Origin of the sequence: Streptomyces cavernae, from assembly GCF_004023625.1 — a bacterium.
GTDB classification, from domain to species: Bacteria; Actinomycetota; Actinomycetes; order Streptomycetales; family Streptomycetaceae; genus Streptomyces; species Streptomyces cavernae.
The window spans coordinates 115,200-136,250 of sequence record NZ_RPDJ01000020.1 but is presented as its reverse complement, the minus strand read 5'-3'; the positions used below and the strand labels follow the sequence as shown (position 1 = coordinate 136,250).

Below are 21,051 nucleotides of genomic sequence, written 5' to 3'. Positions count from 1 at the left end.
ATCGTGGGTCGCCGTGCGGGACCGCGGCGTACGTACGGGACAGCGAGCAGCGAGCAACAAGTGCTCGTCCGTACGAGAAAGTGAGCCCGATCCCGTGTCCGCAGTCTCCGACCGCCTCCCCACCTTTCCCTGGGACAAGCTCCAGCCCTACCGGGCCACGGCCGCAGCGCATCCGGACGGCCTGGTGGACCTGTCCGTCGGCACGCCGGTCGACCCCGTGCCGGAGCTGATCCAGAAAGCGCTGATCGCGGCGGCGGACTCGCCGGGCTATCCCACGGTCTGGGGCACGCCGGAGCTGCGGGACGCGATCACGGGCTGGGCCGAGCGGCGGCTCGGCGCCCGCGGAGTCACCCACCGGCACGTGCTGCCGGTCGTCGGCTCCAAGGAACTCGTCGCCTGGCTGCCGACCCAGCTCGGCCTCGGTCCCGGCGACCGCGTGGCGTACCCGCGGCTGGCCTACCCGACGTACGAGGTCGGAGCCCGGCTGGCCCGCGCCGAGTACGTGGCCTACGACGACCCCACCGAACTCGACCCCGAGGGCCTCAGCCTGCTCTGGCTCAACTCCCCGTCGAACCCCACCGGACGGGTCCTGTCGAAGCCGGAGCTGACCCGGATCGTCGCCTGGGCGCGGGAGCACGGGGTGCTGGTGTTCTCCGACGAGTGCTACATCGAGCTGGGGTGGGAGGCCGACCCGGTCTCGGTGCTGCACCCGGACGTGTGCGGTGGCTCGTACGAGGGGATCGTCTCGGTCCACTCGCTCTCCAAGCGGTCGAACCTCGCGGGGTACCGGGCCGCGTTCCTCGTCGGCGACCAGGCGGTCCTCGGCGACCTCCTGGAGATCCGCAAGCACGGCGGGATGATGACGCCGGCCCCGACCCAGGCGGCGGTGGTCGCCGCGCTGGCGGACGAGCAGCACGTACGGGAGCAGCGGGAGCGCTACGCGACCCGGCGTGCCGCCCTGCGCGGGGCTCTGGAGAACCACGGCTTCCGCATCGAGCACAGCGAGGCCAGCCTGTACCTGTGGGCGACGCGCGACGAGCCGTGCTGGGACACGGTGGGGCATCTCGCCGACCTGGGCATCCTGGTGGCTCCGGGGGACTTCTACGGGCCGGCCGGGGAGCGGTTCGTGCGGGTGGCGTTGACGGCTACGGATGAGCGGGTGGGGGCCGCGGTGCGGCGGCTGGGGGCCTGAGGGCTCAGGTGGGTCCACTTCATGGTGGGCCGCCGCGCCGTTCTTGAGCCGGTGCGCCTGCTGTCGATGGCTGGGCCCCGTGCCCTTGGTGGGTGGTGCGCCCCCTGTCGGTTCTTGGGGCGGGGCTGCGGGTGCCGGGCCCGGCCGCTTGCGCCTGCCGGTTTTTGGGGCGGGGCCGCGCCGGGTTCTCCGTCCTCGGTCATGGGGGTGCCCCCTGCTCATGGGGGTCCCCCCGCTCGAGCGCAGCCGAGAGTGGGGGAGAAGTCGAGAGCTTGGGGGAGCGTTTCGTGTTTCACGTAGAGGTCTGACTGGTCAGAGCGCCAGCCGCTGCGGGTGGAGAACCCGGCACGTCCCCTTGCGCCGGTGCGCGGCTGCCGGGCGTGGGGGTGCGCGTTCCGTGCTGTTGCTGGGGCTCGGGCTCTGATGCCGGGGGCGTCCCCGGGGCCCGAGATGGTCTCGGGCCCCGGTCACCTCACGGTTGTGGGGTCAGCCGATAGGCAAGCCCTTCTTGGGCAGCGAGGACGGCACCCCGCCCTTGTCGAGGGAATCGGCAACGTCGCCGCGGACCTTTTCGGCGGAGGGCACGGCCTTGCCGTCGGTGAGCCCGGTGACGCTCTTGGTCGCGCCGTCGACCTTGTCGCCCACGTCCGCACCGTCCACGGCGGTCAGCCCGCCGAGTTCGGGGGCGGCGGGCAGGGCGGCCGCGTGCGCGGAGCCGGCCGCACCGACCACGGGCGCCGCTCCCGCCGCGATCAGCAGCGCGGCACGGGCGATCCGGCGGGTCAGGGGGAGGGACATGGTGCTCCTTAGACGGGAGAGGGAAGAACGCTGACCGGACGCGGAGTTGACTGATGGTTGGTCAGCTCGGGTCCGGAACGCCCTGACTAACCGACACCCGGCCCGCGGAGGTTGCGGTGCGCCAACGTAAAGAGTTGGCAATGCGTCGCATTATCGGCTGCGGATGAAAGCGGTCAAAAGGGTCTGCCGGTAGGTGCGTCAGTGGGGCGCGGCTCTTTTCCCCCAAGAGATTCCCGTGCATATGACGATGTGCGCCCGCGAATCTGCAAGGCCCTGACGGAATCCCTTCGTTCGGAGGGGGCTCCGCACGGTTGTGCGTCCGCACGGAGCGGACTCAGCGTGTCACCACGCTGACCGCGTCCGTCGCTGCCTCGCCCCCGGCGGCACGCCACTCGCTGCCGACACCTGCTTTCCATTCGCGGCCGACGTACGACACCCGCTCGATGCGCAGGGCCGAGGCGTTGGCGACCGCCCAGTGGGCGAGTTCCCAGCCGCGCTGGGTACGGGTCTTGTTCGAGCCCGACGCGGGCGGCACCGGGATCGTCACCCGGCTCTTGGCGGCGGGCGACGCGGTGGCGGGCGGGGTTGCGAAAGCCGCCTTCACCTCGGCTCCGGCCGTCTGCACCGCCTCACGCCCGAAGTCGCGCACCAGCGCGGCCCGCACCGCGTCCGGACCGCCCGGACCGGGCTTGACCGCGGGACGTCCCTCGCAGGTGAGCGTGGCCGCGGCCCGCCCGGTCAGCGCCGCGGCGAGCAGCGCGGCGTCCGGCTCGTGCTTCGCGTACGCGTCCGGGAAACCGCTGCGTTGCACCCGCTGCGCGGCGACCGTCAGCGGCAGGCTGGTGTAGTCGGGCACTTTGGCCAGATGCCGGTAGAACTCGCCCGCCGCGTACGCCGGGTCGAGGATCTCCTCCTCGGTGCCCCAGCCCTGCGACGGCCGCTGCTGGAAGAGGCCGAGCGAGTCCCGGTCGCCGTGTTCGAGGTTGCGCAGTTCGGACTCCTGGAGAGCGGTGGCCAGCGCGATGGTGACCGCCCGCTCGGGCATGCCGCGGGTCGTGCCTATCGCCGAGATCGTCGCCGCGTTCACCGCTTGCTCCGCCGTGAACTCGTACGACGCCCCGTCGCCCTTTCCGGAGACGACCGTGCAGCGCGGGGCGCCTCTGCTCCCCGTGAGGTACTGCAAGGTCAGGTATCCCGCGAGCGCGGCCAACACCACGATCGCCCCTGCCATACGCAGGAGGCGACCGCGCCAGGAGGAGGTGGGGGACTCAGACACGCCACACACGGTAGCCGAGGTGACTGTGAGTGCGATTTGAGATTGTGGACAACGTTGGTGTGCGGAAGTGAACAGCATTGCGAATCGGCCATCCGGGCGCGTTAGGGTCTCCCCATGGACCTCGACGCCCCCGCCCTCGACCTCACCCTGGACGCCGCGCGCCTGACCGCGCAGCTCGTCGACTTCCCCTCCGAGAGCGGCAGCGAGAAGCCCCTCGCGGACGCCGTCGAGGCCGCACTGCGGGCCCTGCCGCACCTCACGGTCGACCGCCACGGCAACAACGTCGTGGCTCGTACGAACCTGGGCCGCGCGGAGCGTGTGATCCTCGCCGGCCACATCGACACCGTTCCCATCGCCGGCAACGTCCCCTCCCGTCTCGACGAGGACGGCGTGCTGTGGGGCTGCGGCACCTGCGACATGAAGGCCGGCGTCGCCCTCCAACTGCGCATCGCCGCCACCGTGCCCGAACCCAACCGCGACCTCACCTTCGTCTTCTACGACAACGAGGAGGTCGCCGCGCACCTCAATGGCCTCGGACACGTCGCGGAAGCCCACCCCGAATGGCTCGAGGGCGACTTCGCCGTCCTTCTCGAACCCTCGGACGGACAGGTCGAGGGCGGCTGCCAGGGCACGCTGCGCGTGCTGCTGAAGACGGCGGGCGAGCGCGCCCACTCCGCGCGCTCCTGGATGGGCTCGAACGCCATCCACGCGGCCGCTCCCATCCTCGCGCGGCTGGCCGCGTACGAGCCGCGTCACCCGGTCATCGACGGCCTGGAGTACCGCGAGGGCCTCAACGCCGTACGCATCGAGGGCGGGGTCGCGGGCAACGTGATCCCGGACGCGTGCGTGGTGGCCGTCAACTTCCGCTACGCCCCCGATCGCACCGAGGAGCAGGCCGTCGCCCACGTCCACGAGGTCTTCGCGGACTGCGGCGTCGAGGAGTTCGTCGTCGAGGACCACAGCGGCGCGGCCCTGCCCGGCCTCTCGCACCCCGCGGCGCAGGCTTTCATGAAGGCGGTGGGGGGTACACCGCAGCCCAAGTACGGCTGGACGGACGTCTCCCGCTTCAGCGCGCTGGGCGTCCCGGCCGTCAACTACGGTCCCGGCAACCCGCACTTGGCGCACCGGCGCGACGAACGCGTGGAGACGTCCAAGATCCTCGCGGGTGAGGAACGGCTGCGTGGCTGGTTGACGGCCTGAGTCCAAGGCGGCTCACGGCGGACACGCTCGCGTCCCCCGTCCGTAACCCCCGTGGATCTACGCTGAACTCGAACCACCGGACGGCGGAGGGAGCGGACATGGCTACCGGCAACCCCGAGGGCAAGAAGCAGCCACCGGAGGAGCAGCGGCTGGGACCGGTGCTGCGCAGGCGCGGGCAGGTGCAGGCGAGCACCACGGACCAACGGCTCCTGGACGCGGGCGGCCCCTCCGACTGGGTCCACACGGACCCCTGGCGGGTCCTGCGCATCCAGTCGGAGTTCATCGAGGGCTTCGGGACGCTGGCCGAACTCCCGCCCGCGATCAGTGTCTTCGGCTCCGCCCGCACGCCGGTGGACTCGCCCGAGTACGAGGCGGGCGTGCGCCTCGGACGCGCGCTCGTGGAGGCCGGCTTCGCCGTGATCACCGGGGGCGGCCCGGGCGCCATGGAGGCCGCCAACAAGGGCGCCTGCGAGGCCAAGGGCATCTCGGTGGGCCTCGGTATCGAACTGCCCTTCGAGCAAGGCCTCAACCAGTACGTCGACATCGGCCTCAACTTCCGCTACTTCTTCGTCCGGAAGATGATGTTCGTCAAGTACGCCCAGGGCTTCGTGGTCCTTCCCGGCGGTCTGGGCACCCTGGACGAGCTCTTCGAGGCGCTCACCCTCGTCCAGACCCAGAAGGTCACCCGCTTCCCGATCGTCCTGTTCGGCACGGAGTACTGGGGCGGCCTGATCGAGTGGCTCAAGAACACCCTGATCGCCCAGGGCAAGGCCTCGGAGAAGGACCTCCTGCTCTTCCACGTCACGGACGACGTGGAGGAGGCGGTGGCGCTGGTGTCCAAGGAGACGGGGTTGTAACCGGTCGGGCTACGGGACGGGCAGCGGCGGTGGGGGCGGGGCGGGAACCGCCCCCCGGGCCGCGGACGAGTGACCGTCAGGCCAGCCCCCGTCGGGCCACCGCGGGCTCCCGGTGCCCGGCGATGGACGCGACCATGTCGAGCACTTGCCGGGTCTCCGCCACCTCGTGCACCCGGTAGACCTGCGCCCCCAGCCACGCGGACACCGCGGTCGTGGCCAGCGTCCCGACCACCCGCTCCTTGACCGGACGGTCCAGCGTCTCGCCCACGAAGTCCTTGTTGGACAGCGAGACAAGCACCGGCCAGCCCGTCCCGACCATCTCGCCCAGCCGCCGCGTCGCCTCCAGGCTGTGCCGGGTGTTCTTGCCGAAGTCGTGCCCGGGATCGATGAGTACCGACTCCCGGGGCACACCGAGCTCCACGGCCCGCTCGGCGAGCCCGAGCGTCACCCGCAGGATGTCGGCCATCACGTCCTCGTAAGCGACCCGGTGCGGCCGGGTCCGCGGCTGCGCCCCGCCGGCGTGTGTGCACACGAGTCCGACGCCGTGCCGCGCGGCGACCTCGGCCAGCTTCGGGTCGATCCCTCCCCACGCGTCGTTCAGCAGGTCCGCCCCCGCCGCGCAGACCGCCTCGCCGACCTCGTGCCGCCAGGTGTCCACGCTGATCACCACGTCGGGGAAACGACGGCGCACCTCGGCGACGAAACCGACCGTGCGGCGGGCCTCCTCCTCGGCCGTGACCTCCTCACCGGGACCGGCCTTGACCCCGCCGATGTCGATGATCGCGGCCCCTTCGGCGACCGCCTGCTCCACCCGCGCGAGAGCCGGCTCGTCGCGGAACGTGGCGCCCTGGTCGTAGAAGGAGTCCGGGGTCCGGTTCACGATGGCCATGATCACCTGCTCGTGCGCGGCGAATTCGCGCCTGCCCAGCCTGAGCATCCGCTGTGATCCTCCTGGTGAATCTCGCTCTTCGGCCACCTGCGACCTTAACTGTCAGAGTCGCATGGCACGATCGGACCCTGAGACTTTCCGAACCGAGTCGTCCGGGCACTCCGGATCGACAGCCGAGCGTGGGGACTCCAGAGATGCTCATGTTCTTTTTCCTGGTCGTCGCGCTCGCCGTGGTGGTGGCCGCGGTCACACTGGCCGTGGTGGGCGGCGGCGAGAACGCGGCACTGCCCGAGGCCGCGCCCGAGCGGTTCGAGGACCCGCTGCCGCCGGACCGCCCGGTGAACCGCGGCGACGTCGAGTCCCTGCGCTTCCCGGTGGCCGTCCGGGGCTACCGGATGTCGGACGTGGACGACGCGCTGGGCCGTCTCGGCGCGGAGATCGCCGAACGGGACGCGCGGATCGCGGACCTGGAAGCCGCGCTGGCGGGCGCCCGAACCACGCACGGCCCCCGGCTCGACAGGGACATCGAGCACCTCGACCACAGGGAGGACGAGCGGCCGTGAGCGGCGCGATCGCGGGCACCGACGGGGTACTGCGCTGCCCCTGGGCACTGTCGACCGAGGACTACGTGTCCTACCACGACGAGGAGTGGGGGCGCCCGGTCCACGGCGACGACGCCCTGTACGAGCGGCTGAGCCTGGAGGCCTTCCAGTCGGGCCTGTCCTGGATCACGATCCTGCGCCGGCGCGAGGGCTTCCGGGCCGCGTTCGCCGACTTCAAGATCGCTGCGGTGGCTGCCTTCACCGAGACCGACGCGGAGCGCCTGCTCGTCGATGCGGGCATCATCCGCAACCGCGCCAAGATCGAGGCGACGCTCGCCAACGCGCGCGTGCTGGCGGAGTGGGCGCCCGGCGAACTCGACGCCCTGATCTGGTCCCACGCCCCGTCGTCCCACCCGGTCCCGAAGACCCTCGCCGACGTCCCCCCGGTCACCGACGAGTCGACGGCCCTGTCCAAGGCCCTGAAGAAGAAAGGCCTCCGCTTCGTCGGCCCGACCACGGCATACGCCCTGATGCAGGCGTGCGGTCTGGTGGACGACCACCTGGCGGACTGCGCGGCGCGGGGCCGCTGTCCCCGCGCTCGCGCGGGGAGCGGCCCCCGCCCGGGACACAGGGAGGGCCGGTCGTCAAATTCCCGTCTGCCGCGCGACGCCATGCACGCTCCCCCAAGCTCTCCGAGCAGGGGGACCCCCACTCGCCGCACCGGGCGAAAGCCCAAGTACATCCAGTACGAGGACTTCCGCCCGGCACTTCCCCAGCCTCCGGCCGGGGGTACCCCCAGAGCCCGCTCCCCCAAGCTCTCGACTTCTCCCCCACTCTCGGCTGCGCTCGAGCGGGGGGACCCCCATGAGCAGGGGGGACCCCATGACGCCGCGCGGCCCGCCCTTCGGGCGGACGACGGGAATTTGACGACAGGACCTAGCGGCCCAGGTACTTCGGCCGCTCCTTGGCGATGAAGGCCTTCACCGCGATGCCGTGGTCCTCGGAGGCGCCCGCCCTGGTCTGGAGCTCGTCCTCCTTCTCCAGGGTCTCGTCCAGGGTGTGCGCAAGGGCGTGAGCGAGGGACTCCTTGATGGCCGCGTACGCCACCGTGGGGCCCTCGGCGAGGCTGCGGGCCACCTTCTCGGCCTCCGCGGCCAGGTCCGCGGAGGGGACCACACGGTTCGCGATGCCCAGTTGGTACGCCTCCTCGGCGTTCACGCTGCGCGGGAAGAGCAGCAGGTCGGCGGCGCGGCCGGGGCCGACGATCCGCGGCAGTGTCCAGGAGATGCCGGAGTCGGCGGTGAGCGCGACACCCGCGAAGGAGGTGTTGAAGGCCGCCGTGTCGGCGACGACCCGGTAGTCCGCGGCGAGCGCGAAGCCGAAGCCCGCCCCGGCCGCCACCCCGTTGACCCCCGCCACCACGGGCTTGGCCATCCCGGCCAGCGCCCGCACGATCGGGTTGTAGTGCTCACCCACGGTGTTCATCGTGAGCCGGGAGCCCGTCTCCCGGTCCGCGGCCAGCAGCCCGATGTGCTCCTTGAGGTCCTGGCCCACGCAGAACGCCCGGTCACCGGCGGCGGTCAGCAGCACCGCCCGGACCGCCGGGTCCCCGGCTGCGGCCTGTACCGCGTCCCGGAAGGCGACCTTCGTCTCGGTGTTCATCGCGTTCATCGCCTCGGGGCGGTTGATCGTGATCGTCGCGAGCCCGTCGCTCACCTCGTAGAGCACGGTGTCGGCCATGGGTCCCCTCCGTCGTAGCGGCTCGGTCATCGTTCTGGACGGTCTCACGACAGCATGGCGGAGATCACCGGCGGGGGAGAGGACCGGTCATGTGACCTGGGTCAAGGAATTCGCACACACCGGAAGTCCGTGCGGTCGCGCAGTATCGCAGTCACATCGCCGAATTGAGTGGTTTTGCTCGCGCGCGTTGCCCAAGCGATGCCGACTGATGTTGGTCATCGGGTCCTGAGATGCGGGATAATGGCCTGGAAGCAATGTGTTCGATGCCGGTGACGCGTGCCCCGTGAGGGTTACGTGCCCTTCAGAGGGGCCGTCGGCTTGACGATGAGCTGGTTTCAGGAAGGGGAACGAGCATGGCGGCCATGAAGCCGCGGACGGGCGACGGCCCGCTCGAGGTGACCAAGGAGGGGCGGGGCATCGTCATGCGCGTTCCGCTCGAAGGCGGCGGTCGGCTCGTCGTCGAGCTGACCCCGGACGAGGCCGACGCGCTCGGCGACGCCCTCAAGAAGGTCGTCGGCTGACGCGAAAGCGACGATACCTCTTCGGCTGCCCCGGCATCGTACGCGGATGCCGGGGCGCCCGTTTGTCCCCCGACTTGTCCACGGGACCCCCTGATGTGCCCATGGGGCACCCGCGGCGCCCGCTCGTCCCTGGATACGTGGCCCGTGCGATTCCCGTTCAAGCCGGGTCGCTGTTGCCGCTGTTCCGGGCGTTGTCGCGTTGTTCCGGTGGCATCCGCCGACTGCGCTCCGGCCTCCTCCCCGTGCGGCGCGATCACGCTCCGGCCCCGCCCCCGGGCGCCGCGATCAGCGTTTGACCGCGCAGAGCAGTCCGTCGCCCACCGGCAGCAGCGACGGGATCAGCTCCGCGCTCTCGCGCACCGCGCGCAGCAGCTCCCGCAGCCGCAGCACCTCAGTGGGCTGCGGGCCGGAGTCCACGGTGCGGCCGTTGGAGAAGACCCCCTCGAAACAGACGAGGCCACCGGGCCGCAGAAGGCGCAACGATTCAGCGAGGTAGTCGAGGCACTCGGTGCGGTCACCGTCGCAGAACACCAGGTCATAGCCGCTGTCCGCGAGCCGGGGCAGCACGTCCAGCGCGTGGCCCGGAATGAACCGGGCGCGGTTGCTGGCGAAACCGGCCGCCCGGAACGCCTGCCGGGCGAACTGCTGGCGCTCCGGCTCGGAGTCCACGGTGGTCAGCACGCCGTCCGGCCGCATACCGTGCAGAAGATGGATGCCGGAGACGCCGGTGCCGGTGCCGATCTCCGCCACGGCCTTGGCGTCCACGGTGGCGGCGAGCATCCGCAGCGCGGCGCCCGTGCCGGGCGACACCGAGCGCAGCCCTGCCTCCCGGGCCCGGTCACGGGCCCAGTGCAGTGCGTCGTCCTCGGCGACAAAGGCGTCGGCGAACGCCGAGCTCGTCTGCCGGTTGCCGTGAATGACCCTCTCCTGTCCCCGTAGTGGCCTGGCCGTGACTGTATCCGTTGCCGTCGGGAACCCGCAGATGGGACCGGTCGTTTAAGGGGTGGGAGAGACGGCGGGGGGAAAGAGATGGATCAGGACGTCGAGGAAGTGCTGACGCAGGCGCCGAAGCGCATATCAATTTCGCGTAAAACCGCTTATCCGGAGCTAACGGACGAGGTGGCTATGGTAGGGGCTCCACTGGACACCACCAGAGCCGACAGGGGAGGTGCGGCTGCGCCTGAGGATCGGAGAAGAGGGCTGAGGCGCCTTCTCAGGTCGGCAGGTGAGCCGAAATCCGTGACTGACATCGCTGACACCCACCACGCTGCCGAGACCGCGCAGACCGCGACCTTCGCCACCGACGCGGACTCGCAGGCGTGGACTCCTCCCACCTGGGAGGAGATCGTCAGCACGCACAGCGCCCGGGTCTACCGCCTGGCCTACCGTCTGACCGGCAACCAGCACGACGCCGAGGACCTCACGCAGGAGGTCTTCGTCCGCGTCTTCCGCTCCCTGTCGACGTACACGCCCGGCACCTTCGAGGGCTGGCTGCACCGCATCACGACCAACCTCTTCCTGGACATGGTCCGCCGCAAGCAGCGCATCCGGTTCGACGCCCTGGGCGAGGACGCGGCCGAGCGCCTGCCCAGCCGCGAGCCGTCACCGCAGCAGGTCTTCAACGACTCGCACTTCGACGCGGATGTCCAGCAGGCGCTCGACACCCTCGCGCCCGAGTTCCGCGCCGCCGTGGTCCTCTGCGACATCGAAGGCCTCTCGTACGAGGAGATCGCCGCCACCCTGGGCGTGAAGCTCGGTACGGTACGCAGCCGCATCCACCGCGGCCGTTCCCAGCTGCGCAAGGCCCTCGCACACCGGTCGCCCGAGGCCCGTGCCGAGCGACGGGGCTTCGTGTCCGCTGTACCGGTGCTGGGAGGAGGGGGCGCGACCGCGTGAGTGGATCACGTCCGACATCTGCCGAGCAGCATCTGGGAGACCGGCTCTCCGCCCTGGTGGACGGCGAGCTCGGTCATGAGGCGCGGGAGCGGGTTCTCGCCCATCTCGCGACGTGTCCGAAGTGCAAGGCCGAGGCCGACGCCCAGCGCCGGCTGAAGAACGTCTTCGCGGAGGCGGCTCCGCCGCCGCCCTCCGAGAGTTTCCTGGCCCGGCTCCAGGGGCTCCCCGGAGGAGGTGATCCCGATGGCGGTGGACCGCCTCTTGGAGGGGGCGGATTCGGGTCCTCCGGGGTCTTCGGTATGAGGTCGGAGGACTCCTTCGGCTATGTGCCGACGAGGCCCCACGGCGGCGCGCTGCCGTGGTCCGAGGGGCGGGGCCTGTTCGGCGGGCGCGGTGCTACCGAAGGGCGCGGGTTCTTCGGCGCGCGCTCGCTGTTCGGGGAGCGCGGGTTCACCGGCGGCCGGGAGTTCGCCGACGACAACGGCCGCTCCCGCCCCGACGCCCCCGGCGAGGCCGAGCGACTCTCGGGGGAGCGCTTCCCCGCGGAGCCGGGGCTCTCCGTGGGGCAGCGGCCCTCCCGGGAGCGGGGCCTCGCGGACGAGCGCGGCTTCACGGCCGACGGCGGCTTCACGGCCGACCGTGGCTTCGCCGGGGAGCGGGGCTTTCGGATCCACCATGTGAGTCGGCAGGAGGCGTCCGCATCGAGGGGGCGGCGGTTCGCCTTCGTGGCAGCCGGAGCCGTGTCGCTGGCCGCGATCGCGCTCGGCGGTGTGACGGGCGGGGTACCGGCCGACACCACGGACGCGCGCGGCGGCTCGGGCTCCAACGTCACCCCGTTCCGTAGCCAGGGCTCCGGGTCCGTGGTGTCACCGGACGGGCAGCGGAGGCGGTCGACCGGGCCGCTGCAGACCCCGGGGCACCGGACCGGCGGGGGCGCGCTCTCGGCGCCCGTGGAGCCGACCGAGGCGTCCGCGCCGCTGCTGCCCGGAATGGCCGGACAGACGGGCACGCCGCCGATGCACGAGCTGACCGCGCCTGTTGTGGCCGGGGCGGCCGTCACCTCACCGCTCATACGCACCCCGCTCACCGGTGCTCCTCCGGCCGTGCCGGCCGACTGGTCCACCGATCTGGAGATCATGACGCCTGGGCTGCTCATGGCCCCGGACCAGACCCCCTCCCCCTCCCCGTCGTCCACGACGGCCGCGGCACGGGTCCGCTGACGACGTCATCTGCGCGAGGGCCCGGGAACCTGATTGAATCCAGGGACGGGCCCGTGTCCAACGGCGCGGCCTGAGGAGTCGAACCCGCGGCGACGGTGCTGCCGCGGGCGGGGTGTTGGGAGAAGGATGGACGACGGTAAGTCCGCGAAGGCCAAGTGGTGGAGCCGTCCCCGACACCGAGTCCCGGCGCCGGACACCGAGGCGGGCCCCACGCCCCCCGCCGCCACACCCACGGCCCCCGCTGTCACGGGCGCCGCCCCGTCCACCGTCACCGGCGCCACCCCGCCCGCCGAGGCGGAGGCCGCCCGGCCCGCCGGTCCGCAGCCGTCTCCGTCCGGTCCGCAGCCGTCTCCGTCCGGTCCGCAGCCGTCTCCGTCCGGTCCGCAGCCTACGGCCCCCTCGCACGGGCAGGGGCAGAGCGGCACCCGCGACTCCGGGTACTCCGGGGACTACGAGCTGGACCGGCCGCTCCCGACGGGACCGACGGGACCGGCCGGGCAGGCTGGATCAACTGGACAGGCCGGGCAGGCCGGACCGGCGGGAAACGGTCCGGCCAGTGCTGCTTCAGGCGGTGCTGCTTCGGGCGGAGCACTGACGGCCGGTGCCGACTCGGCCGGTGCCGAGACAGTGGGTGCCGAGAAGGCCGGTGGTGGGACCGGGGAGCGCGGCGCGCCTCTGCACGATCCCGATCCCCACAGCACTCCGCCCTACGGCGAACCGGGGCCGTGGGCGCCCGCCCCGCCTGTGCAGCACCCGGGAACCAGACCCGCGCACGGCATTCCCGCGCACGGTGACCCGGCGCACGACCTGCCGACGCCCGACCTCCGGTCCCCAGGAGCCACGCCCCACGGTGGCCCGCCGCCAGGGGCCGTGCCCGGCGGTGGCGCGGTGCCCGCCTACCCGGGCACGTACAACCCCTGGCAGAACTACGACCCCTGGGCCGTCGCCCCGTTGCAGCAGAACGGCGCCGCCGTCGAGACGACCGTCGGCCGGCGCAGACGCGGCAAGCGGGCCACCGCGGGCGGGGCCGTGCTCATCGCGCTGCTCTCCGGAGGCGTGGGCGGGGCCATCGGTTCCTATCTGGAGCGCACCGGTGGGGTCAGCGACATCCAGTTGCCGCAGGCCGGGGTGGAGGACACCGGGCGGGCCCCGGACAGCGTGGCGGGGATCGCCGCCCGTGCGCTGCCCGGCGTGGTGACCCTGCACGTCAGGGGCGCCGAAGGGCAGGGCACCGGCACCGGCTTCGTACTCGACGACAGGGGCCACATCCTCACCAACAACCACGTGGTCGACCCGGCGGGCTCCGACGGCCGGATAAGCGTCACGTTCAGCGGAGGCGAGACTGCGAACGCCGAGGTCGTCGGCCGGGACAGTGGCTACGACCTGGCCGTCGTCAGGGTGCGCGGGGTGAGCGGGCTCAAACCGCTGGCCCTCGGCAACTCCGACAACGTGCGGGTCGGCGATCCCGTGGTGGCCATCGGTGCCCCCTTCGACCTCGCCAACACCGTCACCTCGGGCATCATCAGCGCCAAGGAACGGCCCATCACCGCCGGGGGCGAGAAGGGCGACGGCAGCGACATCTCGTACGTGGACGCCCTGCAGACCGACGCCCCGATCAACCCGGGCAACTCCGGCGGTCCGCTCGTCGATTCCAAGGCACGGGTCATCGGCATCAACAGCGCCATCCGCTCGGCGGACGGAGGCTCCGACCCGGAGAGCGGTCAGGCCGGCTCCATCGGGCTCGGCTTCGCCATTCCCATCAATCAGGGCAAGCGCGTCGCCGAGGAGCTGATCAACACCGGCAAGGCCACCCATCCGGTCATCGGTGTCACGCTGGACATGGACTACGACGGCGACGGCGCCCGCGTGGGCACCAAGGGGCGGGACGGCGGGGCTCCCGTCAACCCGGGCGGACCCGGCGACAAGGCGGGCATCCGGGCCGGCGACATCATCACCGAGGTGGACGGCCAGCGCGTCCACTCCGGTGAGGAACTGATCGTCAAGATCCGCGCGCACCGTCCCGGCGACCGTCTCGAGCTCACCCTCGAGCGCGGCGGCAGGGAAAGGACGATCACACTGACCCTGGGCTCGGCGGACGGTGGCTGAGCCGGGCGGGCCACGGCGGTGGACTCACAGCAATCCCACGGAAAATGGGCCTGACCGTTCGCGAGCAGGCAAACTTCTCTGAAAACCTGTCGCGTACACCAAGCCGGGGAGTCGGGACGGTACCGGTTGGACGGGATCGCCGGGTACCGTGGATCCGGCCCGGACCACGGATGACCTGCCGGATGCCGAGGAGAGTGCGAGGAGCTGCAAGGTGTTCAATGACATAGGAGCGCTCGAGGTAGTGACGCTCGTTGTCCTCGCCGTGCTCGTCTTCGGCCCGGAGAAGCTGCCGAAGGTGATCCAGGACGTCACACGCACCATCCGCAAGATCCGCGAGTTCTCGGAGAGCGCCAAGCAGGACATCCGTGAGGAACTCGGGCCTGAATTCAAGGACTTCGAATTCGAGGACCTCAACCCCAAGACGTTCATCCGCAAGCAGTTGGACAACGACGAACTGGGGCTGAAGGAGATCCGCAACGGCTTCGACCTGAAGAAGGAGATGGCCGAGGTCACGGACGCGGTGCACGGCCGCGACACCGACTCCTCCGCGTCCGCGGGCTCGTCCGGCGGCTCGGTCGACATGACGAAGAAGCGCGAGAAGCTCAACCCCGGCGAGCGTCCGCCCTTCGACGCGGACGCCACCTGACCGAGCCCCGCACACCGCCCACCGGACACCGCCTCACTCTCCGCGCCGGGTGTGCACACTCCGCTGACGGCTGACGGCTGACGGCTGACGGCTGACGGCTGACGGCTGACGGCTGACGGCTGACGGCTGACAGCCGGACGGTCGACGCCGACGCTCGGCGCGTGCGGGTTACGCCCTGTGTGCCTGCGGCGCCGGGCGCCCGGCCTCATGTGGAACTCATGCGGGAAGTCCGCCCTTCCACGCCGGGCGCACACGCACCCCGCCCCCCGCGTCCACCCGTCCCCGCGTCCACCCCGCCCCCGGCGTAACCCCGCCTCCGCCCCCGCATCGGCGACCAGCCGTGCCCCATGCCGGAGCGCCCCGCGCCCCCCGCGCGCCCTGCCGCAGCCCTCAGGCACCTGCTCGCGCCGCCTGCGCCGGGTTCCGTGCGCGCCCTGCCGCGCCTCCGTGCGCCGCTCCCGTACACCGCTGCGGTGTGCCCAGCCACCCCATGCGGACGAGTCGCCACCCCCCGGCGTACGGCCCTCCGGCGGAGACGGTCCGTCGCGGCCCCCGTACGTCCGATTCCCGGGTCCAAACTGCTATCGGGAACGTGAGTTGAATCTCATCAAGCTCGCACGAGGCCCGTATTTGACGCGTACGCGCTTCAACCCACCCGGCTGGTGTTCCGGCACCTCGGAGCGGTGTGGCTATGCTGCCCTGTTGTTGTGCGGACCATATGAGGGTCCCCAGAGGGGGGCGGGCCGCTCCGGCCCGACGAGAGCGAGGAGGCGTCCGGGCAGATGGAGACGACGAGTCAGGTGGGCGCGCAGGCGCCGGAAGCGGAGGGCGGAGAACCCGCCTCCGGGCGGCGCACGACGGTCGACGGTTACCTGCGGGCGGCCTTCCCCTGGTACGGCCTGGACGAGGCGTTCACAGGGCCGCGCTGGCTGCTGCAGGTGGGCAACGCCGCGGACGGTGCCGTGGAGCACGGCGCGCTCGGGCACGGCGACGAGCCGTCCATGCACAACGAGGCGTCCGAGGACAAGGAACGGTTCGCGGTCGTGGTGACCGTCGCGGCCAACCCCGTGCGCCGCAGCGCGGACGGCACCGGCCTGCTGGAGGCCACATCGGTCTCCTCCGCCGCCTGGCTCGCCGGGATGGGCCTGCTGTCCGTCACCTGGCCCGGCCAGATGGACCACACGCTGCGTGACGACTGGCTGGAGCAGCAGACGGAGACCGCCTGGGTGCTCGCGGACGACCTCTCAGGCTCCGACTGGTCAACGCTGTCCCTGCCCGTGGACGGCCTTCCGACACCCTTCCACTACCGCGAGTCGGAGTTCGGCTGGGTCCTCGCCGGCTCGACCCAGCAGGGCGTCCACCTGGGCGCATACGGCCGCGGCATGAGCGCGTACGGGTTGGGCTTCGCGATGGTCAAGGACATCGAGTCGTACGCCTAGTGAAAGCCGTCACGCGGTGGGGGTGCCGTCCCGCGGAACGGCATCCCCACCCCGACGCTGATCACCGCCGCTCAGAGGCTGTTCAGAGCCGATTGAGGGCCGGCGAGAGCTGGTTGCGTAACTGGTTCAGAACTTGTTCTTCGGGGTGATCCCCAGGGCCATCCCCGCGAGGCCGCGCTGGCGGCCCCCCAGCTTCCCCGCGATGGCCCGCAGAGCGGACCCTGCCGGGGAGTCGGGGTCGGTCAGGACGACCGGCTTGCCCTCGTCGCTGCCCTCGCGCAGTCGGACGTCGATCGGGATCGAGCCGAGAACCGGGACCGTGGCGCCCGTCGTACGGGTAAGGCCGTCGGCCACCACCTGGCCGCCGCCCGTGCCGAAGACGTCCACCATCTCGCCGCAGTGCGGGCAGGGCAGCCCGGACATGTTCTCGACCACGCCGACGATCTTCTGGTGCGTCTGGACGGCGATCGAGCCCGCCCGCTCCGCGACCTCGGCCGCGGCCTGCTGGGGGGTGGTGACGACGAGGATCTCCGCGTTCGGGACCAGCTGGGCCACCGAGATCGCGATGTCACCCGTGCCCGGCGGGAGGTCCAACAGCAGCACGTCCAGGTCGCCCCAGTAGACGTCCGCGAGGAACTGCTGGAGCGCACGGTGCAGCATCGGGCCGCGCCACACCACCGGCGCGTTGCCGGGGGTGAACATACCGATCGAGATGACCTTCACACCGTTCGCCGACGGGGGCATGATCATGTTCTCGACCTGGGTGGGCCGGCCGTCGGCGCCCAGCATGCGCGGCACCGAGTGGCCGTAGATGTCCGCGTCGACCACGCCGACCTTCAGGCCCTCGGCCGCCATCGCCGCCGCGAGGTTCACCGTCACCGAGGACTTGCCGACGCCGCCCTTGCCGGACGCCACCGCGTACACACGGGTCAGTGAGCCCGGTTTGGCGAACGGGACCTCCCGCTCGGCCTGACCACCGCGCAGCGCGGTCGCCAGCTCGCGCCGCTGCTCGTCGCTCATGACGTCGAGCGTGACGTCGACACGGGTGACGCCCTCCACACGGGAGACCGCCTCCGTCACACGCTGCGTGATCGTGTCCCGCATCGGACAGCCGGAAACGGTCAGGTACACGGTGACCGCGACCGCGCCATCCGCACCGATGTCCACCGATTTGACCATCCCCAGTTCGGTGATGGGTCGGTTGATCTCGGGGTCGTTCACCGTCGCCAGTGCCTCGCGCACCGCGTCTTCCGTAGCCATACCGACGATGGTACGGCGACGGCTCCGGGGGCCGGTAAGCCCGTCAGCGGTCACCTCCGTCACGTCCCCGAGGGTGTTCCGCCGGAACTGCCGGGAATCGCACGTGGCCGTCGGTGTGCCGCCCCCCGTCGAGCTCCTTGACCAGGTCCTGCAGCTCGGAACGGATCCAGTCCCTCGTCGCGACCTCGCCGAGGCCCGTCCGCAGTGCGGCGACCTCCCGGGTCAGATACTCGGTGTCCGCGATCGACCGCTCGTTCTGCTTGCGGTCCTGCTCCAGGTTGACCCGGTCGCGGTCGTCCTGCCGGTTCTGCGCGAGCAGGATCAGCGGGGCCGCGTACGAGGCCTGCAGCGACAGCATCAGGGTCAGGAAGATGAACGGGTACTCGTCGAAGCGCAGGTCGCGCGGCGCGAAACTGTTCCACAGCACCCACAGGATGATGACGACCGTCATCCAGACGAGGAACCGTCCGGTGCCGATGAACCGGGCGACCCGCTCCGACAGCTTCCCGAAGGCCTCCGGGTCCCATTCGGGCAGGATCCACCGGCGCGGGGGCAGCGGCTGGTCGAGACGGACCCGGTGCCGGCCGGTGGCGGTGGCCCCCGCGGGCATCCGCTCACGCGTCTCGCGGTCAGGAGCCATCGGGCACCTCCTCGTCCTCCAGATGGAACTCCGTCTCCCGCCAGTCCTCCGGCAGCAGATGGTCCAGTACGTCGTCCACGGTCACCGCGCCGAGCAGCGAGCCGCTCTCGTCGACGACGGGCGCGGCCACCATGTCGTACGTCGCGAAGAACCCGGCGACGACGGGCAGCTCGGCGTTCGGGTCGAGCGGCTGCAGATCATCGTCGATGATCGAGCCGACCAGGGTGTACGGGGGGTCCCGCAGCAGGCGCTGGAAGTGCACGGCTCCCAGGTACTTGCCGGTCGGCGTCTCGTCCGGCGGACGGCACACGTACACCTGGGCGGCGAGCGCGGGGGAGAGGTCCGGTTCGCGCACCCGGGCCAGGGCGTCCGCGACCGTGGCGTCCGGCCGCAGCACGATCGGCTCGGTGGTCATCAGACCGCCCGCGGTCCGCTCCTCGTAAGACATCAGCCGGCGTACGTCCGCCGCGTCGTCCGGGCGCATCAGCGCCAGCAGCCGCTCCTTGTCCGCGTCGGGCAGCTCGGCGAGCAGGTCCGCGGCGTCGTCGGGGTCCATCGCCTCCAGGACGTCCGCGGCGCGCTCCTCCTTGAGCTTGCCGAGGATCTCGATCTGGTCGTCCTCGGGCAGCTCCTCCAGGACGTCGGCGAGCCGGTCGTCGTCGAGCGCGGCGGCGACCTCGGCGCGCCGCTTGGGGGAGAGGTGGTGCAGCACGTTGGCGAGGTCTGCGGGGCGCAGCTGCTCGAACGTGGCGAGCAGGTTCTCGGCGCCCTGGCCGTGCTCCTCCAGGGAGAAGCCGGTGACGGCGGAGAACTCCACGGTCATCGTCTCGCCCTTGGCGCGCCGGAAGGCCCCGCCGCGTCCCTTGCCCTTGCGGACGAAGACCCGGTCGATCTCCCACTCCCGGCGGGCCGGCCGCTGCTGGATGGACACGTCCAGGACGGTCACCTCCTCGCCGGTCTCGACGAGTTGAACGCGCCGGTCGAGGAGTTCGCCGAGCACCAGCCGCTCGGTGGGGCGCTGTTCGAAGCGACGGACGTTGAGCACCCCGGTGGTGATCACCTGGCCCGACTCGATGCTGGTGATCCGGGTCATGGGCAGGAAGATGCGGCGGCGCGTGGCGAGTTCGACGACGAGTCCCAGCAGGCGAGGGGGCCGTCTGCCGACCCGCAGCATCGCGACGAGGTCGCGGACGCGCCCCACCTGGTCGCCGTTGGGGTCGAAGACGGCGACGCCGGCGAGGTGGGAGACGAAGATCCGGGGGGCGCCTGCGGCCATGGCTGCGCGCCTCCTTTTCGTAGGGGGCGTAGGGGGCTGCGTATGGATCCTTTGGCCAGTTATGTCCGCCGCTGTGGGCTTCAGGCTACGTCGTCCTGGTCGGCCCCGCTCTGGTGATCGGTCCGGACGGACCGCCACCGAAGGGCGTAGTCGGCACCGGTACGCTGCCGTACGCCGATGAGGACATCCGCATGAGAGGGCCCCGCCTGTGACTGCACTTCCCCTGGGCCGCACCCGCCGCAGGGCGACGCTGGCGACCGCGATGTGTGCGCTGGTGGTGACGGGGACCGGGCTGACGGGCTGTGGTGAGGATCCGGACGCGGGAACCAACGGTGTGGGGAAGCTGACGCCGGAGCAGATACAGGCAAGGACGCGGACGGTGGCCGAGGCGGCGGACACCGTGCGGCTGTCGGGGGCGGTGGTCGTCAAGGGCAAGACCTACAAGCTCGACATGCGGTTGAAGGGGAACGGCGGCACGGGTTCCGTGACCTCCGAGGGGGACACCTTCCGGTTGCTGAGGGTGGACGAGAAGCTCTTCCTCAGGGCGGACGCCTCCTTCTGGAGTCACGAGGACGCCGGCAAGGCGGACGCGGCGGCCGCCGGCAAGCTCGACGGCATGTACGTCAAGGTCCCCAAGGGCGACCCGGCGTATCAGCGGCTGAGCGGGTTCACGGACAAGGACACGCTGCTGGACGGGCTGCTGACGCTGCACGGCGAGCTCGCGACGGACGGGCGCCGCGAGCAGAACGGCATCCGCACCATCCGTCTCACCGGCGACAACGGCTCCGGGGGCACCCTGGACGTCTCCCTCGAGGGCCGCCCCTTTCCCGTGCGGCTGGTCCGCGCCGGCGGGGCGGGGACGCTTCGCCTGACGGACTGGGGCAAGCCCTTCTCCCTCGAGGAGCCGCAGGAGAAGCAGACGGTCGACTACGGCAGGCAGCTACCGGCGTCCTGACACCGCGCGGGTGGCACCGGGCCCGGGCGGAATGCCAGTGGACCGCGGACCTCGGACCCCGGCCGCGGCAACATCGACCGCGCGGGGACTACCGGCGTTTTCGACGGAAGAGCAGGCGAGGGAGCGCCGCCGGCGCGGGCCGGCGAGTGGTCGCGGGGGTCGGCAGCGGCTGAGCCGCCAGCGAGCCGTCCGGCATGGCCGTCGTGGCGCCCCGGGGCTCGAGCCGCAGCACCCGGCACTCACGGGCCCACCGCTCCGGCATGGCCTCCCCGTCCGGAGCGTTCAGCCGCTTGCCCTTCAGCTCCGCCACGGCCGCGTTCCACTCGTCGGAGCCCGGCGCCAGCTCCACGACCTCGGCCGTCCAGGCCACCAGCCGCCCGCCCTTGTCCTTGCTGCGGACCGTGACGGACGCGGAGCCCCCGTTGACGAGCCCCGGCAGCGGCTGCTCCCCGGGCCCGTCGCCCACCAGACACGCGGCACCCTCGTGCCACACGTGCCACAGCGCCCGCGCGGGCCCGTCGGCCTGGACCCAGATCAGGCCGGACTTCTTGGTGGCTTCCTCGACGAGGGCCTGGTCGAGCAGCTCGCTTGTCATGGG

Annotated in this window: 20 protein-coding genes and 1 pseudogene; 12 read left to right on the top strand and 9 right to left on the bottom strand. The window is 71.6% G+C overall.

Annotated features, from left to right (window positions below; translation table 11 throughout):
• The first annotated feature begins 94 nt into the window (after positions 1 to 94).
• Positions 95 to 1,192: a bifunctional succinyldiaminopimelate transaminase/glutamate-prephenate aminotransferase gene (locus EF387_RS29135; protein ID WP_128379602.1), complete on the top strand. Its 1,098-nt coding sequence runs from the start codon at positions 95 to 97 to the stop codon at positions 1,190 to 1,192.
• A 486-nt stretch (positions 1,193 to 1,678) separates the two neighbouring features.
• Here EF387_RS29135 and EF387_RS29130 read toward each other — a convergent pair whose 3' ends face one another.
• Both EF387_RS29130 and EF387_RS29125 read right to left on the bottom strand, forming a co-directional pair.
• A complete protein-coding gene (locus EF387_RS29130; protein ID WP_128379601.1) occupies positions 1,679 to 1,990 on the bottom strand; it encodes an ATP-binding protein in 312 nt (103 codons plus the stop codon).
• Between the two features lie 334 nt (positions 1,991 to 2,324).
• Positions 2,325 to 3,221, bottom strand: coding sequence for a heavy metal transporter (locus EF387_RS29125; RefSeq protein ID WP_128379697.1), 897 nt, complete (start codon positions 3,219 to 3,221; stop codon positions 2,325 to 2,327).
• A gap of 159 nt (positions 3,222 to 3,380) precedes the next feature.
• Between EF387_RS29125 and dapE the strand changes: the two genes are divergently transcribed.
• Together dapE and EF387_RS29115 are read left to right on the top strand one after the other, a co-directional pair.
• Entirely contained in the window at positions 3,381 to 4,466 is a 1,086-nt protein-coding gene (dapE, locus tag EF387_RS29120; RefSeq protein ID WP_128379600.1) for a succinyl-diaminopimelate desuccinylase, read from the top strand.
• 98 nt (positions 4,467 to 4,564) lie between these two features.
• Positions 4,565 to 5,323, top strand: a complete 759-nt coding sequence (locus tag EF387_RS29115) for an LOG family protein (RefSeq protein ID WP_128379599.1) — start codon at positions 4,565 to 4,567, stop codon at positions 5,321 to 5,323.
• 76 nt (positions 5,324 to 5,399) lie between these two features.
• On the opposite strand, the gene folP is transcribed toward EF387_RS29115, so the two are convergent.
• Complete coding sequence (gene folP, locus EF387_RS29110; RefSeq protein ID WP_128379598.1) at positions 5,400 to 6,260, bottom strand: dihydropteroate synthase; 861 nt, start codon at positions 6,258 to 6,260, stop codon at positions 5,400 to 5,402.
• Between the two features lie 146 nt (positions 6,261 to 6,406).
• Here folP and EF387_RS29105 point away from each other — a divergent pair, with 146 nt between their 5' ends.
• Together EF387_RS29105 and EF387_RS29100 are read left to right on the top strand one after the other, a co-directional pair.
• Positions 6,407 to 6,775, top strand: coding sequence for a DivIVA domain-containing protein (locus EF387_RS29105; RefSeq protein ID WP_128379597.1), 369 nt, complete (start codon positions 6,407 to 6,409; stop codon positions 6,773 to 6,775).
• Positions 6,772 to 7,335: pseudogene (locus EF387_RS29100) on the top strand (DNA-3-methyladenine glycosylase I); the annotation flags it as partial. The gene EF387_RS29105 and the pseudogene EF387_RS29100, both read left to right, overlap by 4 nt.
• Positions 7,336 to 7,690: 355 nt before the next feature.
• Here the strand turns inward: EF387_RS29100 and chcB are convergent.
• Positions 7,691 to 8,494 (bottom strand): 2-cyclohexenylcarbonyl CoA isomerase, encoded by an 804-nt coding sequence (chcB, locus tag EF387_RS29095; RefSeq protein WP_128379596.1) that lies wholly within the window; start codon positions 8,492 to 8,494, stop codon positions 7,691 to 7,693.
• A gap of 353 nt (positions 8,495 to 8,847) precedes the next feature.
• On the opposite strand from chcB, the gene EF387_RS29090 reads away from it, so the two are divergent.
• Complete coding sequence (locus EF387_RS29090; RefSeq protein ID WP_003966491.1) at positions 8,848 to 9,015, top strand: DUF3117 domain-containing protein; 168 nt, start codon at positions 8,848 to 8,850, stop codon at positions 9,013 to 9,015.
• 285 nt (positions 9,016 to 9,300) lie between these two features.
• Here EF387_RS29090 and EF387_RS29085 read toward each other — a convergent pair whose 3' ends face one another.
• Positions 9,301 to 9,933, bottom strand: coding sequence for an O-methyltransferase (locus tag EF387_RS29085; protein ID WP_128379595.1), 633 nt, complete (start codon positions 9,931 to 9,933; stop codon positions 9,301 to 9,303).
• A 207-nt stretch (positions 9,934 to 10,140) separates the two neighbouring features.
• Between EF387_RS29085 and sigE the strand changes: the two genes are divergently transcribed.
• The 5 genes from sigE (at position 10,141) to EF387_RS29060 (ending at position 16,322) form a co-directional block, all read left to right on the top strand.
• Complete coding sequence (gene sigE, locus EF387_RS29080) at positions 10,141 to 10,911, top strand: RNA polymerase sigma factor SigE (protein WP_202918398.1); 771 nt, start codon at positions 10,141 to 10,143, stop codon at positions 10,909 to 10,911.
• Complete coding sequence (locus EF387_RS29075) at positions 10,908 to 12,131, top strand: anti-sigma factor family protein (RefSeq protein ID WP_128379594.1); 1,224 nt, start codon at positions 10,908 to 10,910, stop codon at positions 12,129 to 12,131. Before sigE ends, EF387_RS29075 begins: the two co-directional genes overlap by 4 nt.
• A gap of 126 nt (positions 12,132 to 12,257) precedes the next feature.
• Positions 12,258 to 14,237 carry a trypsin-like peptidase domain-containing protein gene (locus tag EF387_RS29070; protein ID WP_128379593.1) on the top strand — a complete coding sequence of 660 codons (1,980 nt, stop codon included), beginning with the start codon at positions 12,258 to 12,260 and terminating at the stop codon, positions 14,235 to 14,237.
• 211 nt (positions 14,238 to 14,448) lie between these two features.
• A complete protein-coding gene (locus tag EF387_RS29065; RefSeq protein WP_128379592.1) occupies positions 14,449 to 14,883 on the top strand; it encodes a sec-independent translocase in 435 nt (144 codons plus the stop codon).
• A 782-nt stretch (positions 14,884 to 15,665) separates the two neighbouring features.
• Positions 15,666 to 16,322 carry a hypothetical protein gene (locus EF387_RS29060; protein WP_128379591.1) on the top strand — a complete coding sequence of 219 codons (657 nt, stop codon included), beginning with the start codon at positions 15,666 to 15,668 and terminating at the stop codon, positions 16,320 to 16,322.
• Positions 16,323 to 16,448: 126 nt separating this feature from the next.
• Here the strand turns inward: EF387_RS29060 and EF387_RS29055 are convergent, their stop codons facing one another.
• From EF387_RS29055 to EF387_RS29045, 3 genes are read right to left on the bottom strand one after another with little or no spacing between them, the layout of a single operon-like run.
• A complete protein-coding gene (locus tag EF387_RS29055; protein WP_128379590.1) occupies positions 16,449 to 17,582 on the bottom strand; it encodes an Mrp/NBP35 family ATP-binding protein in 1,134 nt (377 codons plus the stop codon).
• 43 nt (positions 17,583 to 17,625) lie between these two features.
• On the bottom strand, positions 17,626 to 18,222 hold the full coding sequence (locus EF387_RS29050; RefSeq protein WP_128379589.1) for a DUF1003 domain-containing protein: 597 nt from the start codon (positions 18,220 to 18,222) through the stop codon (positions 17,626 to 17,628).
• Entirely contained in the window at positions 18,212 to 19,498 is a 1,287-nt protein-coding gene (locus EF387_RS29045; protein ID WP_128379588.1) for a magnesium transporter MgtE N-terminal domain-containing protein, read from the bottom strand. Before EF387_RS29045 ends, EF387_RS29050 begins: the two co-directional genes overlap by 11 nt.
• A 208-nt stretch (positions 19,499 to 19,706) precedes the next feature.
• Here EF387_RS29045 and EF387_RS29040 point away from each other — a divergent pair, with 208 nt between their 5' ends.
• Positions 19,707 to 20,453 (top strand): hypothetical protein, encoded by a 747-nt coding sequence (locus tag EF387_RS29040; RefSeq protein ID WP_128379587.1) that lies wholly within the window; start codon positions 19,707 to 19,709, stop codon positions 20,451 to 20,453.
• 88 nt (positions 20,454 to 20,541) lie between these two features.
• Here EF387_RS29040 and EF387_RS29035 read toward each other — a convergent pair whose 3' ends face one another.
• A complete protein-coding gene (locus tag EF387_RS29035; RefSeq protein ID WP_128379586.1) occupies positions 20,542 to 21,048 on the bottom strand; it encodes a hypothetical protein in 507 nt (168 codons plus the stop codon).
• Positions 21,049 to 21,051 lie beyond the last annotated feature (3 nt).

Excerpts from the sequence above, each read along its gene's own strand:
- EF387_RS29045 (WP_128379588.1), bottom strand. The coding sequence starts at position 19,498 with ATGGCCGCAGGCGCCCCCCGGATCTTCGTCTCCCACCTCGCCGGCGTC.
- EF387_RS29090 (WP_003966491.1), top strand. The coding sequence starts at position 8,848 with ATGGCGGCCATGAAGCCGCGGACGGGCGACGGCCCGCTCGAGGTGACC.
- EF387_RS29125 (WP_128379697.1), bottom strand. The coding sequence starts at position 3,221 with ATGGCAGGGGCGATCGTGGTGTTGGCCGCGCTCGCGGGATACCTGACC.
- dapE (WP_128379600.1), top strand. The coding sequence starts at position 3,381 with ATGGACCTCGACGCCCCCGCCCTCGACCTCACCCTGGACGCCGCGCGC.
- EF387_RS29130 (WP_128379601.1), bottom strand. The coding sequence starts at position 1,990 with ATGTCCCTCCCCCTGACCCGCCGGATCGCCCGTGCCGCGCTGCTGATC.
- EF387_RS29105 (WP_128379597.1), top strand. The coding sequence starts at position 6,407 with ATGCTCATGTTCTTTTTCCTGGTCGTCGCGCTCGCCGTGGTGGTGGCC.
- folP (WP_128379598.1), bottom strand. The coding sequence starts at position 6,260 with ATGCTCAGGCTGGGCAGGCGCGAATTCGCCGCGCACGAGCAGGTGATC.
- EF387_RS29035 (WP_128379586.1), bottom strand. The coding sequence starts at position 21,048 with ATGACAAGCGAGCTGCTCGACCAGGCCCTCGTCGAGGAAGCCACCAAG.
- EF387_RS29050 (WP_128379589.1), bottom strand. The coding sequence starts at position 18,222 with ATGGCTCCTGACCGCGAGACGCGTGAGCGGATGCCCGCGGGGGCCACC.
- EF387_RS29060 (WP_128379591.1), top strand. The coding sequence starts at position 15,666 with ATGGAGACGACGAGTCAGGTGGGCGCGCAGGCGCCGGAAGCGGAGGGC.
- chcB (WP_128379596.1), bottom strand. The coding sequence starts at position 8,494 with ATGGCCGACACCGTGCTCTACGAGGTGAGCGACGGGCTCGCGACGATC.
- EF387_RS29115 (WP_128379599.1), top strand. The coding sequence starts at position 4,565 with ATGGCTACCGGCAACCCCGAGGGCAAGAAGCAGCCACCGGAGGAGCAG.
- sigE (WP_202918398.1), top strand. The coding sequence starts at position 10,141 with ATGGTAGGGGCTCCACTGGACACCACCAGAGCCGACAGGGGAGGTGCG.
- EF387_RS29070 (WP_128379593.1), top strand. The coding sequence starts at position 12,258 with ATGGACGACGGTAAGTCCGCGAAGGCCAAGTGGTGGAGCCGTCCCCGA.
- EF387_RS29055 (WP_128379590.1), bottom strand. The coding sequence starts at position 17,582 with ATGGCTACGGAAGACGCGGTGCGCGAGGCACTGGCGACGGTGAACGAC.